15 protein-coding genes are annotated in these 20,038 nt (G+C 66.2%); 7 read left to right on the top strand and 8 right to left on the bottom strand.

Features of this window, described 5'->3' with window-relative positions:
* The first annotated feature begins 46 nt into the window (after positions 1-46).
* Entirely contained in the window at positions 47-1,231 is a 1,185-nt protein-coding gene (locus tag B2W55_RS06915) for a UbiH/UbiF family hydroxylase (RefSeq protein WP_024584050.1), read from the top strand.
* A 67-nt stretch (positions 1,232-1,298) separates the two neighbouring features.
* Here B2W55_RS06915 and B2W55_RS06910 read toward each other — a convergent pair whose 3' ends face one another.
* Positions 1,299-2,252, bottom strand: coding sequence for an AEC family transporter (locus B2W55_RS06910; RefSeq protein ID WP_024584049.1), 954 nt, complete (start codon positions 2,250-2,252; stop codon positions 1,299-1,301).
* Positions 2,253-2,373: 121 nt separating this feature from the next.
* On the opposite strand from B2W55_RS06910, the gene hspQ reads away from it, so the two are divergent.
* Positions 2,374-2,706, top strand: a complete 333-nt coding sequence (hspQ, locus tag B2W55_RS06905; RefSeq protein WP_024584048.1) for a heat shock protein HspQ — start codon at positions 2,374-2,376, stop codon at positions 2,704-2,706.
* A gap of 13 nt (positions 2,707-2,719) precedes the next feature.
* On the opposite strand, the gene B2W55_RS06900 is transcribed toward hspQ, so the two are convergent.
* Together B2W55_RS06900 and B2W55_RS06895 are read right to left on the bottom strand one after the other, a co-directional pair.
* Positions 2,720-3,994 carry an MFS transporter gene (locus B2W55_RS06900; protein ID WP_024584047.1) on the bottom strand — a complete coding sequence of 425 codons (1,275 nt, stop codon included), beginning with the start codon at positions 3,992-3,994 and terminating at the stop codon, positions 2,720-2,722.
* Between the two features lie 351 nt (positions 3,995-4,345).
* On the bottom strand, positions 4,346-5,170 hold the full coding sequence (locus B2W55_RS06895; RefSeq protein WP_024584046.1) for an invasion associated locus B family protein: 825 nt from the start codon (positions 5,168-5,170) through the stop codon (positions 4,346-4,348).
* Positions 5,171-5,548: 378 nt separating this feature from the next.
* Between B2W55_RS06895 and B2W55_RS06890 the strand changes: the two genes are divergently transcribed.
* The 3 genes from B2W55_RS06890 to B2W55_RS06880 all read left to right on the top strand — a co-directional run bounded on the left by B2W55_RS06890 (position 5,549) and on the right by B2W55_RS06880 (position 10,198).
* The gene (locus tag B2W55_RS06890) at positions 5,549-7,282 is read left to right on the top strand and encodes an extracellular solute-binding protein (RefSeq protein ID WP_244442308.1); all 1,734 of its coding nucleotides are present in this window, start codon (positions 5,549-5,551) and stop codon (positions 7,280-7,282) included.
* 71 nt (positions 7,283-7,353) lie between these two features.
* Positions 7,354-8,865 carry a class I adenylate-forming enzyme family protein gene (locus tag B2W55_RS06885; protein ID WP_024584044.1) on the top strand — a complete coding sequence of 504 codons (1,512 nt, stop codon included), beginning with the start codon at positions 7,354-7,356 and terminating at the stop codon, positions 8,863-8,865.
* A gap of 106 nt (positions 8,866-8,971) precedes the next feature.
* Positions 8,972-10,198 (top strand): hypothetical protein, encoded by a 1,227-nt coding sequence (locus B2W55_RS06880; protein ID WP_024584043.1) that lies wholly within the window; start codon positions 8,972-8,974, stop codon positions 10,196-10,198.
* Between the two features lie 116 nt (positions 10,199-10,314).
* On the opposite strand, the gene B2W55_RS06875 is transcribed toward B2W55_RS06880, so the two are convergent.
* The 3 genes from B2W55_RS06875 to B2W55_RS06865 all read right to left on the bottom strand — a co-directional run bounded on the left by B2W55_RS06875 (position 10,315) and on the right by B2W55_RS06865 (position 15,169).
* Positions 10,315-11,109, bottom strand: a complete 795-nt coding sequence (locus B2W55_RS06875) for a hypothetical protein (RefSeq protein WP_024584042.1) — start codon at positions 11,107-11,109, stop codon at positions 10,315-10,317.
* A 254-nt stretch (positions 11,110-11,363) separates the two neighbouring features.
* Positions 11,364-14,882 carry a transcription-repair coupling factor gene (mfd, locus tag B2W55_RS06870; RefSeq protein ID WP_024584041.1) on the bottom strand — a complete coding sequence of 1,173 codons (3,519 nt, stop codon included), beginning with the start codon at positions 14,880-14,882 and terminating at the stop codon, positions 11,364-11,366.
* Positions 14,879-15,169 (bottom strand): succinate dehydrogenase assembly factor 2, encoded by a 291-nt coding sequence (locus B2W55_RS06865; RefSeq protein ID WP_024584040.1) that lies wholly within the window; start codon positions 15,167-15,169, stop codon positions 14,879-14,881. The genes mfd and B2W55_RS06865 overlap by 4 nt, the downstream gene beginning before the upstream one ends.
* A 143-nt stretch (positions 15,170-15,312) precedes the next feature.
* Between B2W55_RS06865 and recG the strand changes: the two genes are divergently transcribed.
* Positions 15,313-17,421: an ATP-dependent DNA helicase RecG gene (gene recG, locus B2W55_RS06860; protein WP_024584039.1), complete on the top strand. Its 2,109-nt coding sequence runs from the start codon at positions 15,313-15,315 to the stop codon at positions 17,419-17,421.
* Between the two features lie 232 nt (positions 17,422-17,653).
* On the top strand, positions 17,654-18,784 hold the full coding sequence (locus B2W55_RS06855) for an FAD-dependent oxidoreductase (RefSeq protein ID WP_024584038.1): 1,131 nt from the start codon (positions 17,654-17,656) through the stop codon (positions 18,782-18,784).
* Positions 18,785-18,796: 12 nt separating this feature from the next.
* Here the strand turns inward: B2W55_RS06855 and B2W55_RS06850 are convergent, their stop codons facing one another.
* Positions 18,797-19,174, bottom strand: coding sequence for a rhodanese-like domain-containing protein (locus B2W55_RS06850; protein WP_024584037.1), 378 nt, complete (start codon positions 19,172-19,174; stop codon positions 18,797-18,799).
* Positions 19,174-19,950, bottom strand: coding sequence for a DUF502 domain-containing protein (locus B2W55_RS06845; protein WP_024584036.1), 777 nt, complete (start codon positions 19,948-19,950; stop codon positions 19,174-19,176). The genes B2W55_RS06850 and B2W55_RS06845 overlap by 1 nt, the downstream gene beginning before the upstream one ends.
* Between the last annotated feature and the right edge of the window lie 88 nt (positions 19,951-20,038).

Below are 20,038 nucleotides of genomic sequence, written 5' to 3'. Positions count from 1 at the left end.
TTACCGATCACTTGAAAATCGGGCCAAGCGTGTCAAATGTCCTGATATGACCGACAGCTCGCTCGATTATGACGTTATCGTAATAGGCGGCGGCCCGGCCGGATTGACGGCCGCGATCGCCCTCGCCGACGCCGGCGCACGGACCGCGCTGTTGGCGCGCCGCGTGCCTTATGCCGACAACCGGACCACCGCGCTGCTCGGCGCCTCGACCGAGGTCCTGGAGCGGCTGGACGTCTGGCGGCGCTGCGGCGATAGCGCGGCGGCACTCAAGACGATGCGCCTGGTCGACGACACCGGGCGCCTGATCCGCGCGCCGGAAGTGCGGTTCTCCTCCGACGAGATCGGCCGCGAGCAGTTCGGCTTCAACATCGACAACCGCTCGCTGGTCGCAGCGCTCGAGGATCGCGCCGCCGAAATCGCCGCGCTGACGCGGTTCGATGACGAGGCAGCGTCGGTCCAGCCGGAGAGTGCCGCGGTCACCGTGGTGACACGGCAGGGCCAGTCCCTTTCGGCCCGGCTGGTGGTCGGAGCCGACGGGCGCAACTCAATGTGCCGCGAGGCCGCCGGGATCGCGGTCACAAGCCGCGAACTCGGGCAATCCGCCCTCACCTTCAACATCAGGCATAGCCGGCCCCACAACAACATCTCGACCGAGTTTCACACCGGGCACGGTCCGTGCGTGTTCGTGCCGCTCAGCGGCAACCGGAGCAGCGTGGTCTGGGTCTCGGCACCCAAGGAGGCCGAACGGCTGATGGCGCTCGACGATGACGAATTGTCTGGCGCGGCGGAGCGGCAATCGCATTCGATTCTCGGCCGCGTCGAGGTGCAGCCCGGACGGCATGTATTTCCGCTGGCGATCGAGCGACCCCGGCAATTCGCCAGGGACCGTATCGCGCTGGTCGGCGAATCCGCCCATGTGCTGCCGCCGATCGGCGCGCAGGGCCTCAACATGGGACTGCGCGACGCGGCCGACATTGCCGAGATCGTGGGCCAGGCGCTCGGCCGCGGCGAGGATCCCGGCGCGCCCAACGTGCTGGCGCGCTATCACGCCGCGCGGCGGCCGGACGTTGCGAGCCGGACCTGGGCGATCGACATCGCCAACCGCTCGCTGCTGAGCGATTTCCTCGGCGTGCAGACGGCGCGCGCCGCCGGCCTGCATTTGCTCGGCGCATTCGGCCCGCTGCGGCGGCTCGCGATGCGCGAGGGGCTCGCGCCGTCATGGCGGCGGTAACCAAGCGTTTTCAAGCGAAGTGAGTACCGGTTCGCGTTAAGAAAACGCGTCAACCAAGAATCTCCTCTTAAGGAAACACCAGCCGCCCGCTCTGGATGAACCACATCACGCTGGTCAGCGTGACCACGGACGCGAAGGTGCCGATCAGCACCGCGACCGATGCCGGCTCGATCCAGGTATCGTTCTGCCGGGCGATCACGAACACGTTGAGCGCCGGCGGCAGCGAGGCCATCAGCACCGCGGTCGCCGCCCAGGGCTGCGCGAATGGCCCGAACAGCAGCATCAGTCCGAACGCCAGCATTGGATGGATCAGGAGCTTGATCGCAACCACGCCCGGGACCTCCCACGGCACCCGCTTGAACGGGCGCAGCGCCACGGTGACGCCGAGCACGAACAGCGCCATCGGCGCGGCGGCGTTTTGCAGGAACTGGATGGTGTGATCGAGCGCCGTCGGCAGCGGAATGTGGAACGCGGCGACCAGCGCACCGAACACGGCCGACATGATCAGCGGGTTCTGCACGATCTGCCTGAGCACCACGCCGAACGCGTGCAGCAGCGAGGGATGGTCGCGATCGGTGAGCTCGATCAGGAGCGGTACGATCGAGAACAGGAAGATGCTGTCGCAGCAGAAGATCAGCGCGGTCGGCGCCGCCGCCTTGGTGCCGAGCACGGCCAGCGCCAGTCCCGGACCCATATAGCCGATGTTGCCGTAGGCGCCCGACAGGCCCGCAAGCGTCGCCTCGCGCAGCGTCAGGCGTCCCATCATCTTGCCTCCGACCATCGCGAGGAAGAACGCGATCACGGTTCCGAGCGTGGTGGCGATCAGGAATGGCGGGTTGTTCAGCTCGGCGAACGGCGTCTTCGACATGATCCCGAACAGCAGCGCCGGCAACGAAACGTAAAGCAGGAAGAAATTCATCCAGGCGAGCCCGCTCTCGGGCAAACCCTTGGCTTTTCCACACGCGTAGCCAATGAAGATCAGGCCGAAATACGGCAACGCCAGATTGAGGATATCGATCATTCTGAAAGTAGTTTCTCGGCCGGATTTCGGGTCGTTTTCGCCCGGCTAGAATCGGTAAACCGGGGGTTAATTCGCCGCCTTGCCCCTAGCATCGGCCACAATGTTGGTCTATCGACGAACCATGATCAAAGCGCGCACCGCCAAGTTTCAGATCGGGCAGATCGTCCGTCACCGGGTGTTCTCCTTCCGGGGCGTGATTTTTGATATCGATCCGGAGTTCAACAACACCGAGGAATGGTGGCTGTCGATCCCCGAGGACATGCGGCCCCACAAGGACCAGCCGTTCTATCATCTGCTCGCGGAGAACTCGGAGACCGAGTACGTCGCCTATGTCTCCGAGCAGAACCTGCTGCCGGATGATTCCGGCGAGCCGATCCGGCATTCGCAGGTGGCCGAGATCTTCGTGAAGGACAAGTCGGGCGGCTACCGTCCGCGCAATCCGTCGCTGAACTGACGGCCGCCGGCAGTCAGACGCCCTCACGCGTCGCCAGCACCACCGCGATCACCCAGACGGCAAAGCCCGTCAGCGCCAGTCCTGCGCCGACGAGACCGGTCGACGTCCAGCCATAGCCGGCCGCAACCGCCATTCCGCCGAGCCACGGCCCCAGCGCATTGGCGACGTTGAAGGCGGAATGGTTGAGCGCCGCAGCCAGGCTCTGCGCCTCGCCCGCGACATCCATCAGCCGGGTCTGCAACACCGTCGCAAGCGCGCCGCCCAGCCCGATCAGGAACACGTCGGCGCTCAGCGTCCAGAAATTCCCCGCCGCCAGCGGATAGAGCGCCAGCGTCGCCGCCGACCACAGCAGCAGGCCGCCGGCGGTCGCCATCAGCGCACGGTCGGCAAAGCGCGGCACGATGATGTTGCCGGCGGTGAGGCCTGCCCCGAACACGCACAGCGTCACCGGCACCAGCGCGGGCGAGGCGTGGGTGACAGCGAGCATGGTCGACGCCAGGTAGGTGTACACCGAGAACAGCCCGCCGAAGCCGATGGCGCCGATCGCCAGCGTCAGCCAGACATGCTTGCGCCCCAGCGCCGACAATTCGCGCAACGGGCTCGCGTTGGTATTGGCGGCATCACGCGGAGCGAACAGCAGCACCAGTATGGCGGTCAGGAGCGCGAGGCCGGCGACGATCGCGAACGCCCAGCGCCAGCCGATCGCCTGCCCCACGCCGTTGGCAAGCGGCACGCCGATCGTCGTCGCGATGGTGAGGCCCAGCAGCACGCGGCCGACCGCCGCCGTGCGCTTGTCCATCGGCACCAGCGAGGCCGCGACCAGCATGGCGATGCCGAAATAGGCGCCATGCGGCAGGCCGGCGAGGAAGCGCAGCACCAGCATGGTGCGATAGTCGGGCGCGAGCCCGGACAGACCGTTCATCAGCGCGAAGAAGCCCATCAGCGCGATCAGCAGCGTCCGCCGCGCCATGCGTGCCGACAGCACCGCAATCACCGGCGCGCCCACCACGACGCCGAGGGCATAGGCGCTGATCGCGTGGCCGGCCGCGGGTTCGCTGACGTTGAGATCGTGGGCGAAGTACGGCAGCAGGCTCATGGTCGCGAATTCGGCGATGCCGATCGCAAATCCGCCCATCGCCAGCGCGAGATGGACAATGCCCGGATGGAACGCCCCGGGCACATTGTCCTGGTTGACGTGGCCACCAGCAGCAACCGAGGAACCGCCGTCCGGCTGCGCCGAAGGCTGGGAAACCGGTTCCCGCCGCTGTATGTTGACTTGCTGGGACATTGCACGACTTCCATGGCTGCGAACGGTGGACGGCCAGGGTTCGCAGGGAACCACGCACGCAGCTTCGCGCATCGAAGGCGCTCTCCGCGCGTTCGTCTGGCCTCCCGTACCGGTGTTATGATTGTGCTTCGACGCCGGAACTGTCCGGACCCAGCATCAGCGACGCGCACGCGACTCGGCGCGATCGAAATGCCGCGTCACGAACATCGCACGTCAACCGCAGCTTCACCAGCGCGGCCAGCTGCCATCAGCCAGACCGTATCGCATGACAAGAAAGGCGCCCTTCCGGGCGCCTTTCGATTGCGATGATCTTGTGACGAGTTACTTGATGACGACTTACTTGATGACGACTTACTTGGCCGCCGGGTTGGCCGGAGCCGGCGCAGCACCACCGCCCGCGCCTTCCAGCTTCTTGCGCTGCTCTTCGGCGCGCTTCTGCAACTCTTCTTGCAGCTTCTTCGAGTTTTCCTCGAACACCTTCGGATCGGTCGGCGGGCCGTCATAGGCCTTGGCGAATTCGGTGTTGAGCGGCAGCGGCAGCGTCAGCGGCGCGCCGTTCGAATTGATCGCCTGAACGACGAGGTTCTGGCCCTTCTTCATGGCGGCGATCAGCTCGGGAGTGGCCTCATAGTCGGACATGCAGCCGTTCTGGAAGCAGATCACATAGGGCGCCTGCTGCGGCGGGTTGCCGTCGACGATGATCCGGGTGCCGTGGACGAGCTGCATGCCGAGCGGCAGCGTGACGCGCAGGATCTTCTTCGGCTCGCCTTCCGGTTCGATGATCACGGCGGCAATGACGGGCTGGCCGGACTCGATGCGGCCGTCCTTGCCGGTGAAGCAGACCTGCTTGGCGTTGGCTTCCTGGCCCTTCAGGCAGAACTTGGTCCAGGGGGCGTAGATGAGTTGAATTTGTTGATCCTGGGGCGGCTGCTGGCCGGCCGCAGCGGCGGGTGGCTGACCGGCCGGGGCCTGCGGAGCAGCCTGGGCTGCCGGGGCCGGCGCCTTCGGCGCTGCCTTGGGTGCCGCCTTGGGCGCAGCCTTCGGTGCCGCGGGCGCCGCCGGCTGCTGGGCCTGAGCGGCAGGAACCAGGAGCGCTGCAGACAGAGCCGTCGCCGCCATCAGGGCGACAACCCGCCCATGCGGCCGGACCGGGGCGGCCAAGATACGGAAATTCATTGCGGAAAACCCTTTCTGAACGGCAGCGCCCGAAACCGCTGCAGGCGCCGACACATAGCCGTTTGGGCGGCTGTCTCCTAGTCAATTGAGGCGGATACGTGACAGGCGTTCCCGCCTTCGAATTGCACGCCTTCAATACAGCGGCGCGCGGAAAGATCAATGCCGACAAGAGTATTTGGCCACGCTGGACGGCGGGTTTCAGCAGCCTGTGATAAACCTCCCGGTGTGACGTTTCGCGAATCAAATCCGGCGCCTCGCACATGCGTTCCCGGGCGCGTTGGCCGCGCCGCATTGGCCGCCGTCTGGCTCGCCTTAGCATCTGTGCTGGCGTTCCTGACCTGTGGGCTTGCCGCGGCCGCCGAGAGCCACGCGATCGCGATGCACGGCGCGCCGGCGCTGCCGGCCGACTTCACCCATATGCCCTATGCCAACCCCGACGCCCCCAAGGGTGGCCGGCTGGTCCAGGGCGTGATCGGCACCTTCGACAGCCTCAATCCCATGATCATCAGGGGCGTTCCGGTGCAGCAGGTCCGCGGCTATGGCTATGAGCGCGGCTATGTCTATGAGAGCCTGATGGCGCGCGGCAATGACGAGCCGTTCACCCTGTACGGTCTGCTCGCGCGCAGCGTCGAGACCGACGATGCCAGGAGCTACGTCACCTTCCACATCGATCCGCGCGCGCACTTCTCGGATGGCCAGAAGGTGCTGGCCGACGACGTGCTGTTCTCGCTGGCCTTGCTGCGCGACCACGGCCGTCCGATGCACCATCAGTATTATTCGAAAGTCGCAAAGGCCGAGGCGCTCGACCCGTTGACGGTGCGGTTCGATTTCGGCGGCGTGGCGGATCGTGAATTGCCGCTGATCCTCGGCCTGATGCCGATCCTGCCGCGGCACGCCATCGATCCGGACAAGTTCGAGGAGACGACGCTGGCGCCGCCGATCGGCTCCGGCCCCTACCGCGTCACGGCCGTGAAGCCGGGCGCCAGCGTGACCTTCACCCGCGATCCCGATTATTGGGGCCGCGACCTGCCGGTGAATCGAGGCCTCTGGAATTTCGACGAGATCCGGCTCGATTACTACCGCGAGGCCAACGGCATGTTCGAGGCCTTCAAGCGCGGCCTGTATGATTTCCGGACCGAGACCGAACCGCTGCGCTGGCACGAGGGCTACGACTTCCCGGCGGCGCGCAGCGGCGACGTGATCCGCGACACCATCAAGATCGGCACGCCGCGGCCGTCCGAATTCCTGGTGTTCAACAGCCGCCGGCCGAAATTCGCCGACCCCCGGGTGCGGCAGGCGCTGGCGATGCTGTTCGATTTCGAATGGGTCAACCGCAACTATTATTTCGGACTGTTCTCGCGCGCCGGCGGCTATTTCGCCGGCTCGGACCTGTCGGCCTATGGCCGCCCGGCCGACGATCGCGAGCGCGAATTGCTGAAACCGTATCTCGCGCACATTCCGCCCGACATTCTCGAGGGCAAGTATCACCTGCCGGTCAGCGACGGCTCGGGACGCGACCGCACCATCCTGCGCAATGCGCTGGCGCTGCTGTCCGAGGCCGGCTATGCGCTCGACGGCACGGTCTTGAAGCAGCAATCGACCGGCACGCCGCTCCGCATCGAGATCCTGGTGACGACGCGCGAGCATGAACGGCTCGCCCTCGCCTATCAGCGTGACCTCAAGCGCGCCGGCATCGAGGGCACGGTCCGGGTGGTCGACGCGGTGCAGTTCGAGCAGCGCAGGCTGGCCTATGATTTCGACATGATCCCGGTTCGCTGGGACCAGTCGCTGTCGCCGGGCAACGAGCAGTGGTTCTACTGGAGCAGCCAGGCCGCCGATACGCCGGGCACCCGCAACTACATGGGCGCCAGGGATCCGGCGATCGACGCCATGATCGCGGCGCTGCTGGCAGCACGGGAGCGGCCGGCCTTCGTCTCTGCGGTGCGCGCGCTGGACCGCGCCCTGATGTCGGGCTTCTACGCTATCCCCCTATTTAACTTGGGAGAGCAATGGATCGCGCGCTGGAATCGGATAGAACGGCCTTCGACCACGGCGTTGACGGGCTATCTGCCGGAGACCTGGTGGCAGAAACCCGGCGCGCGATCCAAGTGATCTGCCAGGTGATGCGACCTGACACGGCAAGACCTGGACCCGATCGACGCGATGCAACCGACGTTGAACCTGTGAACCAGTCGATCACCTCGCCAACGCTCGATACCCTGTTCAAGCGCACGCTGGCGCGACAGCCGGAAGCGCTGGCGCTGGTCGATCCGCTCAACAAGCAGCGCATCACCGGACAGCCTCGCAAGCGCCTGACCTATGCCCAGGCCGACCGCGCGATTTCGGCGATCGCAGCCCACTTCGTCGAGATCGGATTGCCGGCCAATACCGTGATCGCGGTCCAGCTTCCCGGCACGGTCGAATTTGCCCTCACGGTCCTCGCCGCCTATCGGGTCGGCCTCGTGGTGGTGCCGTTGCCGCTGCTGTGGCGGCAGGCCGAGCTGACATCCGTGCTCAACCGCACCGCGGCGCGCGCGATCGTCACCTGTAGCAAGATCGACGGCGTCTCCTATGCCGACATCGCCATGAACGCCGCGGCGGAAGCATTCTCGATCCGTCACGTCTGCGGCTTCGGCGCCGAGCTGCCCGAAGGCATGTCGTCGCTCGACCAGGCGATCCTGGAGGATTCCCGGACCGCGCGCCCGATGATCCAGGACGGCCGCAAGCCGGCGCTGATCTCCTTCGACGTCACCAGCGACGGCTTCCGCCCGGTGCCGCGCGCGCATTTCGGCCTGATCGCCGGTGGCCTCGCGATGTCGCTGGAGAGCGACCTGCCGCAAGGTGCCACCATCATGTCGGCGTTCGCGCCGATGTCGTTTGCCGGCATCTGCGCGTCGCTGGTGACCTGGCTGCTGTCGGGCGGCACGCTCGTCATGCATCACCCGTTCGACGAGGACGCATTCGAAGCCCAGTTCAACGATCACGCCTGTGACACGCTGATCGTGCCCGCCCAGCTCGCGTTGCGGCTCGACGAGCGCGGCCTGTCGGAGCGCTTGCCGACGCTGCGCAACGTGATCGGCCTGTGGCGGACGCCGGAACAGGTCGGCTCCAGCGCGCCCTGGACCTCGCGGCGCGTGTCCATGACCGACGTCTATCTGTTCGGAGAGGCCGGGCTGTTCGGCGCCCGGCGCAACGCCGAGGACGGAGCCCCGGCCCCGATCAAGCCCGGCCCGCACAGCGCGCCGCGCGAGGCTCCGGGCGCATCGATCGCCGGCGAGATCCTGCTGACCCCGAAGGGCACCCTCGGCCTGCGTGGGCCTATGGTTCCGGTCGCCGCCTATGCGCCTCCGCCGCCTCCGGGCGACACCTTGATCGCGCCGCCGCCGCGGGATTACGTCGACACCGAATATGCCGCGCGGGTCGACCGTGCGACCGGCGCCATCAACATCACCGCCCCGCCGTCGGGGGTCATGACCGTCGGCGGCTACCGTTTCCTTGCCGAGGAGTTGCAGGAATGGTCGCGGCGCTTGGGCCAGGGCGCGCTGCTGACGGCATTGCCCGACCGGCTCAGCGGCCACCGGCTCGCCGGTCGCGCCCAGGACAACGCACGGGCCCGCGACGCGCTCACAGAACTTGGGCTTAACCCCTTGATGGTCGAGGCATTTCGCGACCGCGGCGGCCCCGCGATGAGCTAAAATCTTATCATTGCGTTAGTCTTAGCATTGTGTTGACGCCGCATTAAGCCATGCCAATTAGCATCGCGCCGGTTGCTGATCTGAAGCATTGGTTTCGAGCGTTCGAATGTCTCAACAAGGTCCGGTTCTCATCGTGTCGGCGACGCCAAGGCCGTCGTTCGCCGCTGTCCTCGATGAGACGAAGCTGTTTCCGGTCGTCGTCACCGACTGGAACGAGGTCGGACGCGCGATCGAGCAGGTCAAGCCGGCCGCGATCATCGCGGCCGCCGAGGGCATCGATTTCGTCACTTTGTCGGCGCTCGCCAAGCGCGCCGCAGCGCGTGCGCCCTATCTGCCGCTGATTGCGGTCGATCCGGCGACCACCCTGCCCGACACCGTGATCGCGTTCTTCCAGAACAAGGGCTTGCCGGATCGCCTGGTGGCCCGTCTCAATGCGTCGCTGCGCGTTCGCGCGCTGCATGCGACCGTGATGCGGCGGCTGGTGCCGCCGGCCCCGGTCGCGCTGACCGATATCGATCCGGTCGGCGAGGCCACCACGCTGCTGATCGGTCGCGGCGGCGCCTACCCGACGTTGTCGGTCGCGCTCGGCGAACGCGCCGGCGTGGTCGGCGCGCTCAGCATCGAGGCCGCAGCCAAGCATCTGTCCAACCGCGACATCGACGGCATCGTGCTGGCCGAAGGCTTCACGACGCGGGTGATGGACGCCTTCCTGACCGTGCTGACCGAGGATGTCCGCTTCCGCCCGCTGCCGGTGATCGTCACCTCGGGCGAGTTGGCCCCGCGCTACGAGCTGCCCAATCTCGAGATCGTCACCGCCGGCCCGACACGGGTCGCCGACATGGCGCTGCCGATGATCCGCCAGCATGCCTTCGAGGCGCGGCTCGGCCGCATGCTCAAGGCGATCGACGCCAAGGGCCTGATCGATCCCCGCACCGGCCTATTGACCAAGGCCGCGTTCGAGCGCGATTTCGCCACCGCCGTCTACCAGACCGCCGAACGCGGCGGCGCGCTCTCGGTGGCGCGCTTCAGCTTCGACAATTCGCACCCCCGTGCGCAGTTCGACGGCGCCCGGATCATCAGCCGGCTGATGCGGCAGGCCGATTTCGGTGCCGTGTATGACGAGTGGTCGCTGGTGGTGGCGTTCGCCGGCACCGACCTGCGCACCACGCAGACGATCACGCGGCGATTGGCGAGCGTGATGCGCCACACCCAGAACGGCCGACGCGATGTCAGAGCCGAGCCCGCCGTCAGCGTCGCAACGCTGCTCCCCAGTGATTCCGCGATGTCGCTGCTCGGACGTCTGTTCGGAACGGCGGAACGCGCGGCGTCCTAGAGCGGAGGTATCTCCGCGTCATTGCGAGCGCCGCGAAGCAATCCACGCATTGGTGAATGAGGCTCTGTAGATTGCTTCGTCGCTTTGCTCCTCGCAATGGCTTGGATGAATAAGGCTCACTTCTTCCACGAGGTGAGCAGCTCATCGAGCTTCGAGAAAATTGCTGGCGTCTGATCAAGATACCGCGCCTGAAACGCGAAGTGTGAGGTCGCCGAATGTGCGAACAGCGCGACGGTGCCGTGGCACATCGGATTCGGAACGGTGCCGGCCTCGTAGCACTGTATGAAATACGAGATGTGATGAGGCTCGGCTGTGTTCGTCAGGAACGAGGCGTAGTAGATCGCTATTGGCTGATGTCGGTAAGGGCGGGCGTACAGTTCATGGGGTGCGCCGTCAAACGTCGGCGGCGTGGTGAGATCGACCCCGGTCGCATGAATGTTCTGTAGCTGCCGCTCGGGAACCGGATCGGCAGATCCTTCCCGCCCGATTGGCTGCACGGGGCCTGCGATTACGAAGTAACGCGCTCGGACAGACAGATCGATCTGGCCATCGGCATCGCGCGAGATCACCAGCGCGTCCGTTCCATCCTTGTCAGAATACCCGCCATCGGGCATCGCAAAGATCAATTGAAAGCAATCGATGTCCGGGAGAATGCAGAATCGGCGATGCGGTTTCTCCAACATGGCGAGTGGCGGCCGCATCTTGAGATATCCGTAGGGAATCTCGAAATTGCCGATATCGAGTTCGAAGCGGATGGGTCGGGACAGATCGACGCCGGCGGCGAATGCGGGCGTCCCCGGCGGCAGCAGCAGCAGAGCGCAGGTTCCGATCGCCCGAACGATCGATCTGAAATGACACCTCGTGGCGATCGGCTGCGAACGTCCACAAGCTCTGGAAATTCCGTCGGTCATTTTCGACCCTGCCCAGGAAATCCACAACCTATGGTGGCATCTTCCGGATAGGCATGTCCACTAGCGATTTAGTGCTTCCGATCATTGAACCGAAGATTGGGGCCCATGCTTTACAGACCGTTTGCTTCGGCGAGGAAACCTGCGGTGGGATAGTATTGCCAGCGGAATCGGCCGCGCCACCCCTCCAAGTCATTGCGGGGCGGCGAAGCCATCCATCTCTCCGCGACCGCGGAAGGTGCGCTGGCCCCGTCGCCTCACGCCGCCTTCTTGCTCTCCGCGAGATTGGCGAGCTGGCGCAGGATCTCGGTGGTGCCGGCGAGACGTTCTTCCGGCGTGTCCCACTGCTGCAGGAATACCACCTTCATGTCCGGCCGCACCTTGGCCGCCTGGCCGTGTTGACGGATGAAGCTCACCAGACGTTCGGGATGCGCGAAGCTGTTGTCGCGGAAGGCGATTACGGCGCCCTTCGGGCCAGCGTCGATCTTCTCGACATTGGCCCTGCGGCAATAGGCCTTGATCGCGGCGACCTTGAACAGATAGCGCACCTCGTCGGGCAGCACGCCGAAGCGGTCGCGCATCTCGGCGGCGAAGGCATCGATGTCCTCGTCGGTGTCGAGATCGGCGAGACGCCGATAGAGCGACAGCCGCACGCTGAGATCGTTGACGTAATCCTCCGGAATCAAAACCGGCATGCCGATCGTGATCTGCGGCGACCAGCGGTCGGCGGCGGGCTCGGCGACGCCGGCCTTGAGGTTGACGATCGCCTCCTCCAGCATCGACTGGTACAGCTCGAAGCCGACTTCCTTGATGTGGCCGGACTGCTCCTCGCCGAGCAGATTACCGGCGCCGCGGATGTCGAGGTCGTGCGAGGCGAGCTGGAAACCAGCGCCCAGCGTCTCCAGCGACTGCAACACCTTGAGCCGCCGCTCGGCCTGCGCGGTGATCTTCTGCTGTGCCGGCAGCGTGAACAGCGCATAGGCGCGCAACTTGGAGCGGCCGACGCGGCCGCGCAGCTGATAGAGCTGCGCCAGGCCGAACATGTCGGCGCGATGCACGATCAGCGTGTTGGCGTTCGGGATGTCGAGACCGGACTCGACGATCGTGGTCGACAGCAGGATGTCGTATTTGCCGTCGTAGAATGCCGACATGATGTCCTCGATCACGGTCGGCGGCATCTGGCCGTGGGCGACCGCGACCTTCATCTCGGGCACGTTCTTGTCGAGGAAATCCTTGACGCCGGCGAGGTCCTCGATCCGCGGCACGACATAGAAGGCCTGCCCACCACGGTAGCGCTCGCGCAACAGCGCCTCGCGGATCATCAGCGGATCATGCGGCGCGACGAAGGTGCGCACGGCAAGGCGATCGACCGGCGGCGATGCGATGATCGAGAGCTCGCGAACGCCGGTCAGCGCCAGTTGCAGCGTGCGCGGGATCGGCGTCGCTGACAGCGTCAGCACGTGGACCTGCGCACGGAGCTGCTTCAGCCGCTCCTTGTGGCTGACGCCGAAATGCTGCTCCTCGTCGACGATCAGGAGGCCGAGATCCTTGAACTTGATCGCCTTGCCGAGCAGCGCATGGGTGCCGACGACGATGTCGACGCTGCCGTCGGCGAGCCCCTTCTTGGTCTGGGTCAAATCCTTGGTCGACACCAGCCGCGAGGCCTGCGCGACATTGACCGGAAAACCCTTGAAGCGCTCGGTGAAGGTCCGCGAATGCTGCCGCGCCAATAGCGTGGTCGGCACCACGACCGCGACCTGTTTGCCTTCGAGTGCGACGGCGAAGGCGGCACGCAATGCCACCTCGGTCTTGCCGAAGCCGACGTCGCCGCAGATCAACCGGTCCATCGGACGGCCGATCTCGAGGTCCTTCAAGGTCGAGTTGATGGCCCCAAGCTGGTCTTCGGTCTCGTCATAGGGGAAGCGTGCGCAGAACTCGTCATAGACATGCGGCTGCAACGGGAATTTCGGCGCTTCGTGGAGCTGCCGCTCGGCGGCGATCTTGATCAATTCGCCCGCGATCTCGCGGATGCGGTTCTTCAGCTTGGCCTTGCGCGCCTGCCAGCCGCCGCCACCGAGACGGTCGAGCTCGACATTGGCGCTGTCGGAGCCGTAGCGCGACAACAGCTCGATGTTCTCGACCGGCAGGAACAGTTTTGTCTCGGCCGCATAATGCAATTCGAGACAGTCATGCGGCGCGCCGGAGACTTCCAGCGTCTGGAGCCCGACGAAGCGGCCGATACCGTGCTCGACGTGCACCACCAGATCGCCGGTCGCGAGGCTCGTCACCTCCGAGATGAAATTGTCGAGCTTGCGGCTCGCCTTGCGCGGCCGCACCAGGCGGTCGCCGAGAATATCCTGCTCGCTGATGACCGCGAATTCGCCGGTCTCGAAGCCGGACTCCATGCCGAGCACGGCCAGCATGGTCTCGTTGCGCGGCGTCGCCTGGACGATCCGCCAGGTGTTGACGCTGGTGGTGTTGAGCAGCTTGTGGTCGCGCAGCATCGCGCCCATGCGATCGCGCGAGCCTTCGCTCCACAGCGCGACGATGACCTTCTTGCGCTGTGATTGCAGCGCGCCGATATGGCCGACCACGGCCTCGAACACGTTGACATTGCCGTCGGCGCGCTCCGGCGCGAAGTTGCGGCCCTGCCGCGCGCCGGCGTCGAACACCTCGCTGCTGCCTTCCGGCACTGCGAACGGCGTCAGCCGCGCCAGCGGCACGTCGCCGAGCAGCTTGGTCCACTCGGGCTCAGACAGATAGAGCTTGTCCGGCGGCAGCGGCTTGTAGATCGCGCCACTGCCCGGCTGGTCCAGCGCCTCGCGGCGCGCTTCGTAATAGTCGGCAATCTGGGTGAAGCGTTCGCGCGCGGCGTCCTCGCCCTGCGGCTCGATCGCGATCGTCGCGCCGTCGAGATAGTCGAACAGCGTGTCCATCCGCTCCTGGAACAGCGGCAGCCAATGCTCCATGCCGGGATGGCGCCGTCCCTCGGAGACCGCCTCATAGAGCTGGTCGTCGCGCTCCGGCGCGCCGAACGCCGCGACATAGCCCATGCGGAAACGGCGGATGGTTTCAGTGGTGAGCTGGAATTCCGAGACCGGCACCAGGTCGAGCCCGCGCATGTCGAGATGCGTGCGCTGGGTCTCCGCATCGAAGGTGCGGATCGATTCCAAGCTATCGCCGAAGAAGTCGAAGCGCACCGGCTGGTCGAGGCCGGCAGGAAACAGGTCGAGGATGCCGCCGCGCACGGCGTATTCGCCGGGCTCGCGCACCGTGGACGAACGGGTGTAGCCGTTGTGCTCCAGCCAGGCCACGACCGAATCCATCGGCACGACATTGCCGGGCGCAACCGACAGCGCCTGCGCCGCGACCTGATCGCGCGCCGGGACCCGCTGCACGACGGCATTCACCGTCGTCAGCACGATCAGCGGCTTGTCGGAGCCCGTCAGCCGCGACAGCTTTGCGAGCGCAGTCAGCCGTTGCGCCAGGATGCCGGAATGCGGCGAGACGCGATCATAGGGCTGGCAGTCCCAGGCCGGAATTTGCATGACCGCAATATCGGGCGCGAAGAACTCCAGCGCACGGGCGAGCTGCTGCATCCGCGCACCGTCGCGGCAGACCACGGCGAGGCTCACCGCCGGCCGCTTCGGCTGCGCGGCGATGGCGCGCGCCAGATCGGAGATCACGAGCCCCTCGGCGCCCTCGGCGACGTTGGCGATGGTCAGCACCCGGCCGGGCGCGAGCATCGCGGCCGGCGATTTCATCGGCTGCTTCATGCGCGGGGATCCGCGACCCGGAACGCCTTGATGCGGGCAAACAGCGCGGTCGCGTATTCGGCCGGCAGCACCTTGTCGCCGGTCAGCGCGGCATAGAGGTCCGGATCCGGCACCTCGATCAAATGCTCGAGCTCGCCGATCTCCTGATCGGTGAGACCAGCGATTTCGGCATCGGCAAAGCGGCCGAGGATCAGGTCCATCTCCCGGGTGCCGCGGTGCCAGCAGCGAAACAGAAGCCGCTTGCGGCGGTCATCGAGCCCCTGGCTCGATCGTGTCGATCCGGTCATGTGCCAAAATCCATTCAACGCCAAAAGCCCGGACGTGCCGGGCGGGCTTGATATAGCGACGGCGACGGCCGATGTCAGCCCTCATTCGCCGCCTTTTGGGGTTTCCTTGCGCGCATGACGTGAGTCGTGTGTAAAGGACGCCGATGCGCCCCGCTTTGCTCAATCCGCTGTTTGCCCAGGTCACGACGCTTTCGGGCGTCGGCCCGAAGCAGGACAAGCTGCTGCGCTATCTGCTCGACCGCAGCGAGACGCCGCGGCTGGTCGATCTCCTGCTGCATCTGCCGGCAAGCGTGATCGATCGCCGCGCCCGGCCGAAGATCCGCGACGCCGCGGTCGGAACCATGGTGACGCTGGAGGTCATCGTCGATCGCCATCGCCCGCCGCCACCGCGCAATTCGCGCGCGCCCTATCTGGTCTACGCCAGCGACGACACCGGCGATGTCGTGCTGACGTTCTTCCGCAGCCCTCCCGGCTATGTCGAGAAGCTGCTGCCGGTCGGCGAGAAGCGCTACGTCTCCGGCACGCTGGCGATGTATGACGGCATCCCGCAGATCGTGCATCCCGATCGGGTCGTCGACGAGGCCGGCTTTGCCAAACTGTCCGGCATCGATCCGGTCTATCCGCTCACCGAGGGCCTGGCGATCGGCTCGCTTCGCCGCGCCATCGCGCAGGCGCTGACCAAATTGCCCGACCTGCCGGAATGGATCAGTCCCGAGGTGCTGCGCCGCTGCAACTTCCCGCCGATCCGGGAGGCGCTGACCCGCGTCCACATTCCGGTCGAGCTGACCGACATCCTGCCCGATGGTCCGTTCTGGTCGCGGCTCGCATTCGACGAACTGCTGGCCGGCCAGCTCGCGCTGGCGCTGATCCGCGCCACGCTGCGGCGGCCCGCCGGCGTGCGCAATGCCGGCGACGGCCATCTGCGCAACCGGATCATCGATGCGCTGCCCTATGCGCTGACCAAGTCGCAGCAGGAGGCGGTCGCCGCAATCACCGAGGATCTGCGCCAGCCGGTGCGGATGCTGCGCCTGGTGCAGGGCGATGTCGGCTCCGGCAAGACCGTGGTGGCGCTGCTGGCGGCGGCCGCAGTCGCCGAGGCCGGCAAGCAGGCGGCGCTGATGGCGCCGACCGAAATCCTGGCGCGCCAGCACATCAAGACCATCGCGCCGCTGGCCGAACGCGCCGGCATGCGGGTTGCGATCCTGACCGGCCGCGAGAAGGGCAAGGAGCGCCGCGAGTTGCTGGCGCGCCTCGAAGCCGGCGAGATCGATCTGTTGGTCGGCACCCATGCGCTGATCCAGGACGACGTGGTCTACAAGGATCTGGCGCTCGCTGTGGTCGACGAACAGCATCGTTTCGGCGTGCGCGAGCGTCTCGCGCTGACCTCCAAGGGCGAGGCCGTCGACGTGCTGGTGCTGAGCGCCACGCCGATCCCGCGCACGCTGGTGCTGACCTATTTCGGCGACATGGATGTCTCCGAGTTGCGCGAAAAACCCGCCGGCCGCCAGCCGATCGATACCCGCGCGGTGCCGATGAGCCGGATCGAGGACGTCATGGACGGCGTCGGCCGTGCGCTGGGCGCCGGCAAGCTGGTCTACTGGATCTGCCCGCTGGTCGACGAATCCGAGGCCGAAGGCACCGAGCACCTCACCAACGCCACCGAACGTTTCGAGAGCTTGCAGAAGCGGTTCGGCGATCGCGTCGGCCTGGTGCACGGCCAGATGAAAGGCGCCGAGAAAGATCGCGTGATGGCGCAATTCGCCGCGCATGAGATCGGCCTTCTCGTCGCCACGACAGTGGTCGAGGTCGGCGTCGACGTGCCGGCCGCGACCATCATGGTGATCGAGAACGCCGAGCGCTTTGGGCTGGCGCAACTGCATCAATTGCGCGGCCGCATCGGCCGCGGTTCGGAAGCCTCGACCTGCCTCCTGCTCTACAAGGAACCGCTCGGCGAGATGTCGAAGGCGCGGCTCAAGGTGATCCGCGAGACCACGGACGGATTCCGGATCGCCGAGGAGGATCTGAAGCTGCGCGGCGAAGGCGACGTGCTCGGCATCCGCCAGAGCGGCCTGCCCGGCTACCGGATCGCGCGCTCCGAAGTGCACGGCCAGCTCATCACCCAGGCCCGCGATGAGGCATTGCGGATCATGAAGGACAATCCGAAGCTGAAGGGTGAGCGCGGCGAAGCGCTGCGCGTCCTGCTCTATCTCTATGAACGCGACGAAGCCGTGCCGCTGATCGGCGCGGGCTAGCTTGCCAGCGATCGGCGCGGCCTTGCTTTTGCCCATCAAGCGGTATACCACTCCGCCGTCGCGAAAAACGACCGCCTGAACCGGCAAGCCCGGCAGGCCGTCGCGTACACGTCAACCACGCGCCTCGCGTGGTTCGGCCAGCGTCTCCGAAAGCAACCGCCTGACACCGGTCAGGCCATCGCAGCCGTCAGCGCCGCCGGCGCTGCATGCTTGCGACCACAGGAGCGCTACCATGCGAAATCCGATTACGATCATTGGCGCCGGGCTCGGCGGTCTCACCCTCGCGCGGGTCCTGCATCTCCACGGCTTTGCCGCAACCATCTATGAAGCCGAGGTTTCGGCGAGCCAGAGAACACAGGGCGGCCTGCTCGATATTCACGAGCACAACGGCCAGATCGCACTCAAGGCCGCAGGGCTGTTTGACGAATTCCTCGGCCTCATCCGTCCCGGCGAAGATGCCAAGCGCGTCGTCGACAAGGACGGCAACGTCTTGTTCGACCATCCCGGCAGCCGCACCGGCACGCGCCCCGAAGTCGACCGCGGCGATCTCAGGCGCATGCTGATCGATTCGCTCCCCGCGGATGCGATCAGATGGGGTCACAAGGTCACGTCGATCGCCACGCGCAGTGACGCACGGCACGACATCACCTTTGCGCATGGCGCGACGATCACCTCCGACATGCTCGTCGGCGCCGACGGCGCGTGGTCGAAGGTCCGTCCGCTACTGTCGCAGTCAAAGCCTGTGTACACCGGTGTCTCGTTCATCGAGACGTCGCTGTTCGACGGCGACACCCGGCACAAGGCGAGCGCGGATGCGATCGGCAGCGGCACGCTGATGGCCGTCGCCCCGGGCAAAGGCATCCTGGCACATCGCTATGCGAGCGGCACGCTGCACACCTATGTCGCCCTGAAGAAGCCGGAGGATTGGATCAACTCCATCGACTTCAGCGACCCGAAAACTGGCCTGGCGCATATTGCCGGACAGTTTCGCGGCTGGGCCCCGCACCTTACCGCTCTCATTACGGAGGGTGAAACGGATCCCGTGCTGCGCCCGATCCATGCGCTGCCGGTCCGGCATCGATGGCAGCGCGTGCCCGGCGCAACGCTGCTCGGCGATGCCGCGCATCTGATGTCGCCCTTCGCAGGCGAAGGTGCCAACCTCGCGATGCTCGACGGCGCGGAATTGGCCCGCGCGCTTGTTGCCGCTCCCGACGACGTCGAAGCCGCGCTTAGCCGCTATGAAAGCGAGCTATTCCCGCGCAGCGCCGATGTCGCCGAACGGACCGCTGCGAACCTGGAGCAGTTCTTCGGCGACGGCGCGCCCGGGAGCGTGGTTGACCTGTTCAGCAAGCACCTTGCGTGAACCGGCAACGCGTCAGCGGGGATCATCCTCGGTCGATGCAACCGGTACCAGCTCATGGCCGGCGGCCTGCCAGCCACGGCAACCGCCTTCGATCACGGCGATGTCGGTGAAGCCGATCTCGCGCAGCGTCTGCGCTACGCGCGAGGCCTTGCCGCCACCGCCGCAGGTCAGGATCACCGGATGCCCGCGGTCGCCGAGCGCCGGGTCGGAAGCGGCGACGGCCGCGATCTCCGTGTGGCAGATATTGCGGGCGCCCGCGATGGTGCCGCGCTCGAGCAGCTGCCAGGGCTCGCCGACATCGATTAGGGTGACACCGCCCTGCTCCAGCGTGCGCCTCGCCTCGTCGGGCGACAACATGCGAACGGCCGTGCCGGGCTGCCCGGAATGCATCAGCCCTCGACCTTGGCCGGCGCTGCCGGCTGCAAGGAGGCCTGATTGGCGATCCGCGCGGCATTGGCCATGCCGGCGAGCGTCGCCGCACGCTTCTGGTCGCTGGCACCGGGCTGCACCACGCCAGCCGACATGATCAGGGTCGCGGCGTCCTCGGTGCTCATCTCGATCTCGATGATCTTGCTTTTCGGCACGTAGAAGAAGAAGCCGGTGGTCGGGTTCGGGGCGCATGGCAGGAACACTGAAATATGCTCCTCCTCGCCCGGCAGGCTGGCCGAGAGCTCGGCGCTCGGCGCCTGCGAGATCAGCACGATCGACCACATGCCCGGCGAGGGAAATTCGACCAGGCCGACGCGGCGGAAGCTCGAACCATTGCCCGAGAACAGCGTCTCGAACACCTGCTTCAGGCCGCGATAGATGGCGCGCACCGCGGGAATCCGCCCGAGCAGCCGCTCGCCGAGGTCGACCAGGGTGCGCCCGATCAGGTTGGCGGTGAGGAAGCCCAGCAAGGTGAGCGCGATGACGGCAACGATCAGGCCGGAACCGGGCAGCCCGAACGGCAGATAGGTCTCCGGCCGGTAGGCCGTCGGGACGAACGGCCGGACCAGATTGTCGACCCAGTTCACGAACCACCAGGTCAGATACAGGGTGATCGCAACCGGTCCGGCCACCACCAGGCCGGTCAGGAAATAGTTGCGGAAACGCGCCATCAACCCGCGGGGGGCATCCGGGGGCAATTCACCCGTCGCGGCGGGAGGCACTTGGTTGGGAGTCATTGCGGTTCCAGGGTCGTCGAAGCGGCCGTAGTCCAACACCCAGCTAAGCCATTCTGACGCGTTTTTGAAGGGGCCACGTCGCGGCCCC

The sequence above is a fragment of the Bradyrhizobium sp. UBA2491 genome (assembly GCF_002341725.1).
In the GTDB taxonomy this organism is placed as follows: domain Bacteria; phylum Pseudomonadota; class Alphaproteobacteria; order Rhizobiales; family Xanthobacteraceae; genus Bradyrhizobium.
The sequence above is the reverse complement of the archived record's forward strand: the minus strand, read 5'-3'. Positions and strand labels throughout refer to the sequence as shown.

What these genes read in the sequence shown, in the direction of transcription:
- B2W55_RS06915 (WP_024584050.1), top strand. Translation starts at nt 47, where the DNA reads ATGACCGACAGCTCGCTCGATTATGACGTTATCGTAATAGGCGGCGGC.
- B2W55_RS06910 (WP_024584049.1), bottom strand. Translation starts at nt 2,252, where the DNA reads ATGATCGATATCCTCAATCTGGCGTTGCCGTATTTCGGCCTGATCTTC.
- hspQ (WP_024584048.1), top strand. Translation starts at nt 2,374, where the DNA reads ATGATCAAAGCGCGCACCGCCAAGTTTCAGATCGGGCAGATCGTCCGT.
- B2W55_RS06900 (WP_024584047.1), bottom strand. Translation starts at nt 3,994, where the DNA reads ATGTCCCAGCAAGTCAACATACAGCGGCGGGAACCGGTTTCCCAGCCT.
- B2W55_RS06895 (WP_024584046.1), bottom strand. Translation starts at nt 5,170, where the DNA reads ATGAATTTCCGTATCTTGGCCGCCCCGGTCCGGCCGCATGGGCGGGTT.
- B2W55_RS06890 (WP_244442308.1), top strand. Translation starts at nt 5,549, where the DNA reads ATGCACGGCGCGCCGGCGCTGCCGGCCGACTTCACCCATATGCCCTAT.
- B2W55_RS06880 (WP_024584043.1), top strand. Translation starts at nt 8,972, where the DNA reads ATGTCTCAACAAGGTCCGGTTCTCATCGTGTCGGCGACGCCAAGGCCG.
- B2W55_RS06875 (WP_024584042.1), bottom strand. Translation starts at nt 11,109, where the DNA reads ATGACCGACGGAATTTCCAGAGCTTGTGGACGTTCGCAGCCGATCGCC.
- mfd (WP_024584041.1), bottom strand. Translation starts at nt 14,882, where the DNA reads ATGAAGCAGCCGATGAAATCGCCGGCCGCGATGCTCGCGCCCGGCCGG.
- B2W55_RS06865 (WP_024584040.1), bottom strand. Translation starts at nt 15,169, where the DNA reads ATGACCGGATCGACACGATCGAGCCAGGGGCTCGATGACCGCCGCAAG.
- recG (WP_024584039.1), top strand. Translation starts at nt 15,313, where the DNA reads ATGCGCCCCGCTTTGCTCAATCCGCTGTTTGCCCAGGTCACGACGCTT.
- B2W55_RS06855 (WP_024584038.1), top strand. Translation starts at nt 17,654, where the DNA reads ATGCGAAATCCGATTACGATCATTGGCGCCGGGCTCGGCGGTCTCACC.
- B2W55_RS06850 (WP_024584037.1), bottom strand. Translation starts at nt 19,174, where the DNA reads ATGCATTCCGGGCAGCCCGGCACGGCCGTTCGCATGTTGTCGCCCGAC.
- B2W55_RS06845 (WP_024584036.1), bottom strand. Translation starts at nt 19,950, where the DNA reads ATGACTCCCAACCAAGTGCCTCCCGCCGCGACGGGTGAATTGCCCCCG.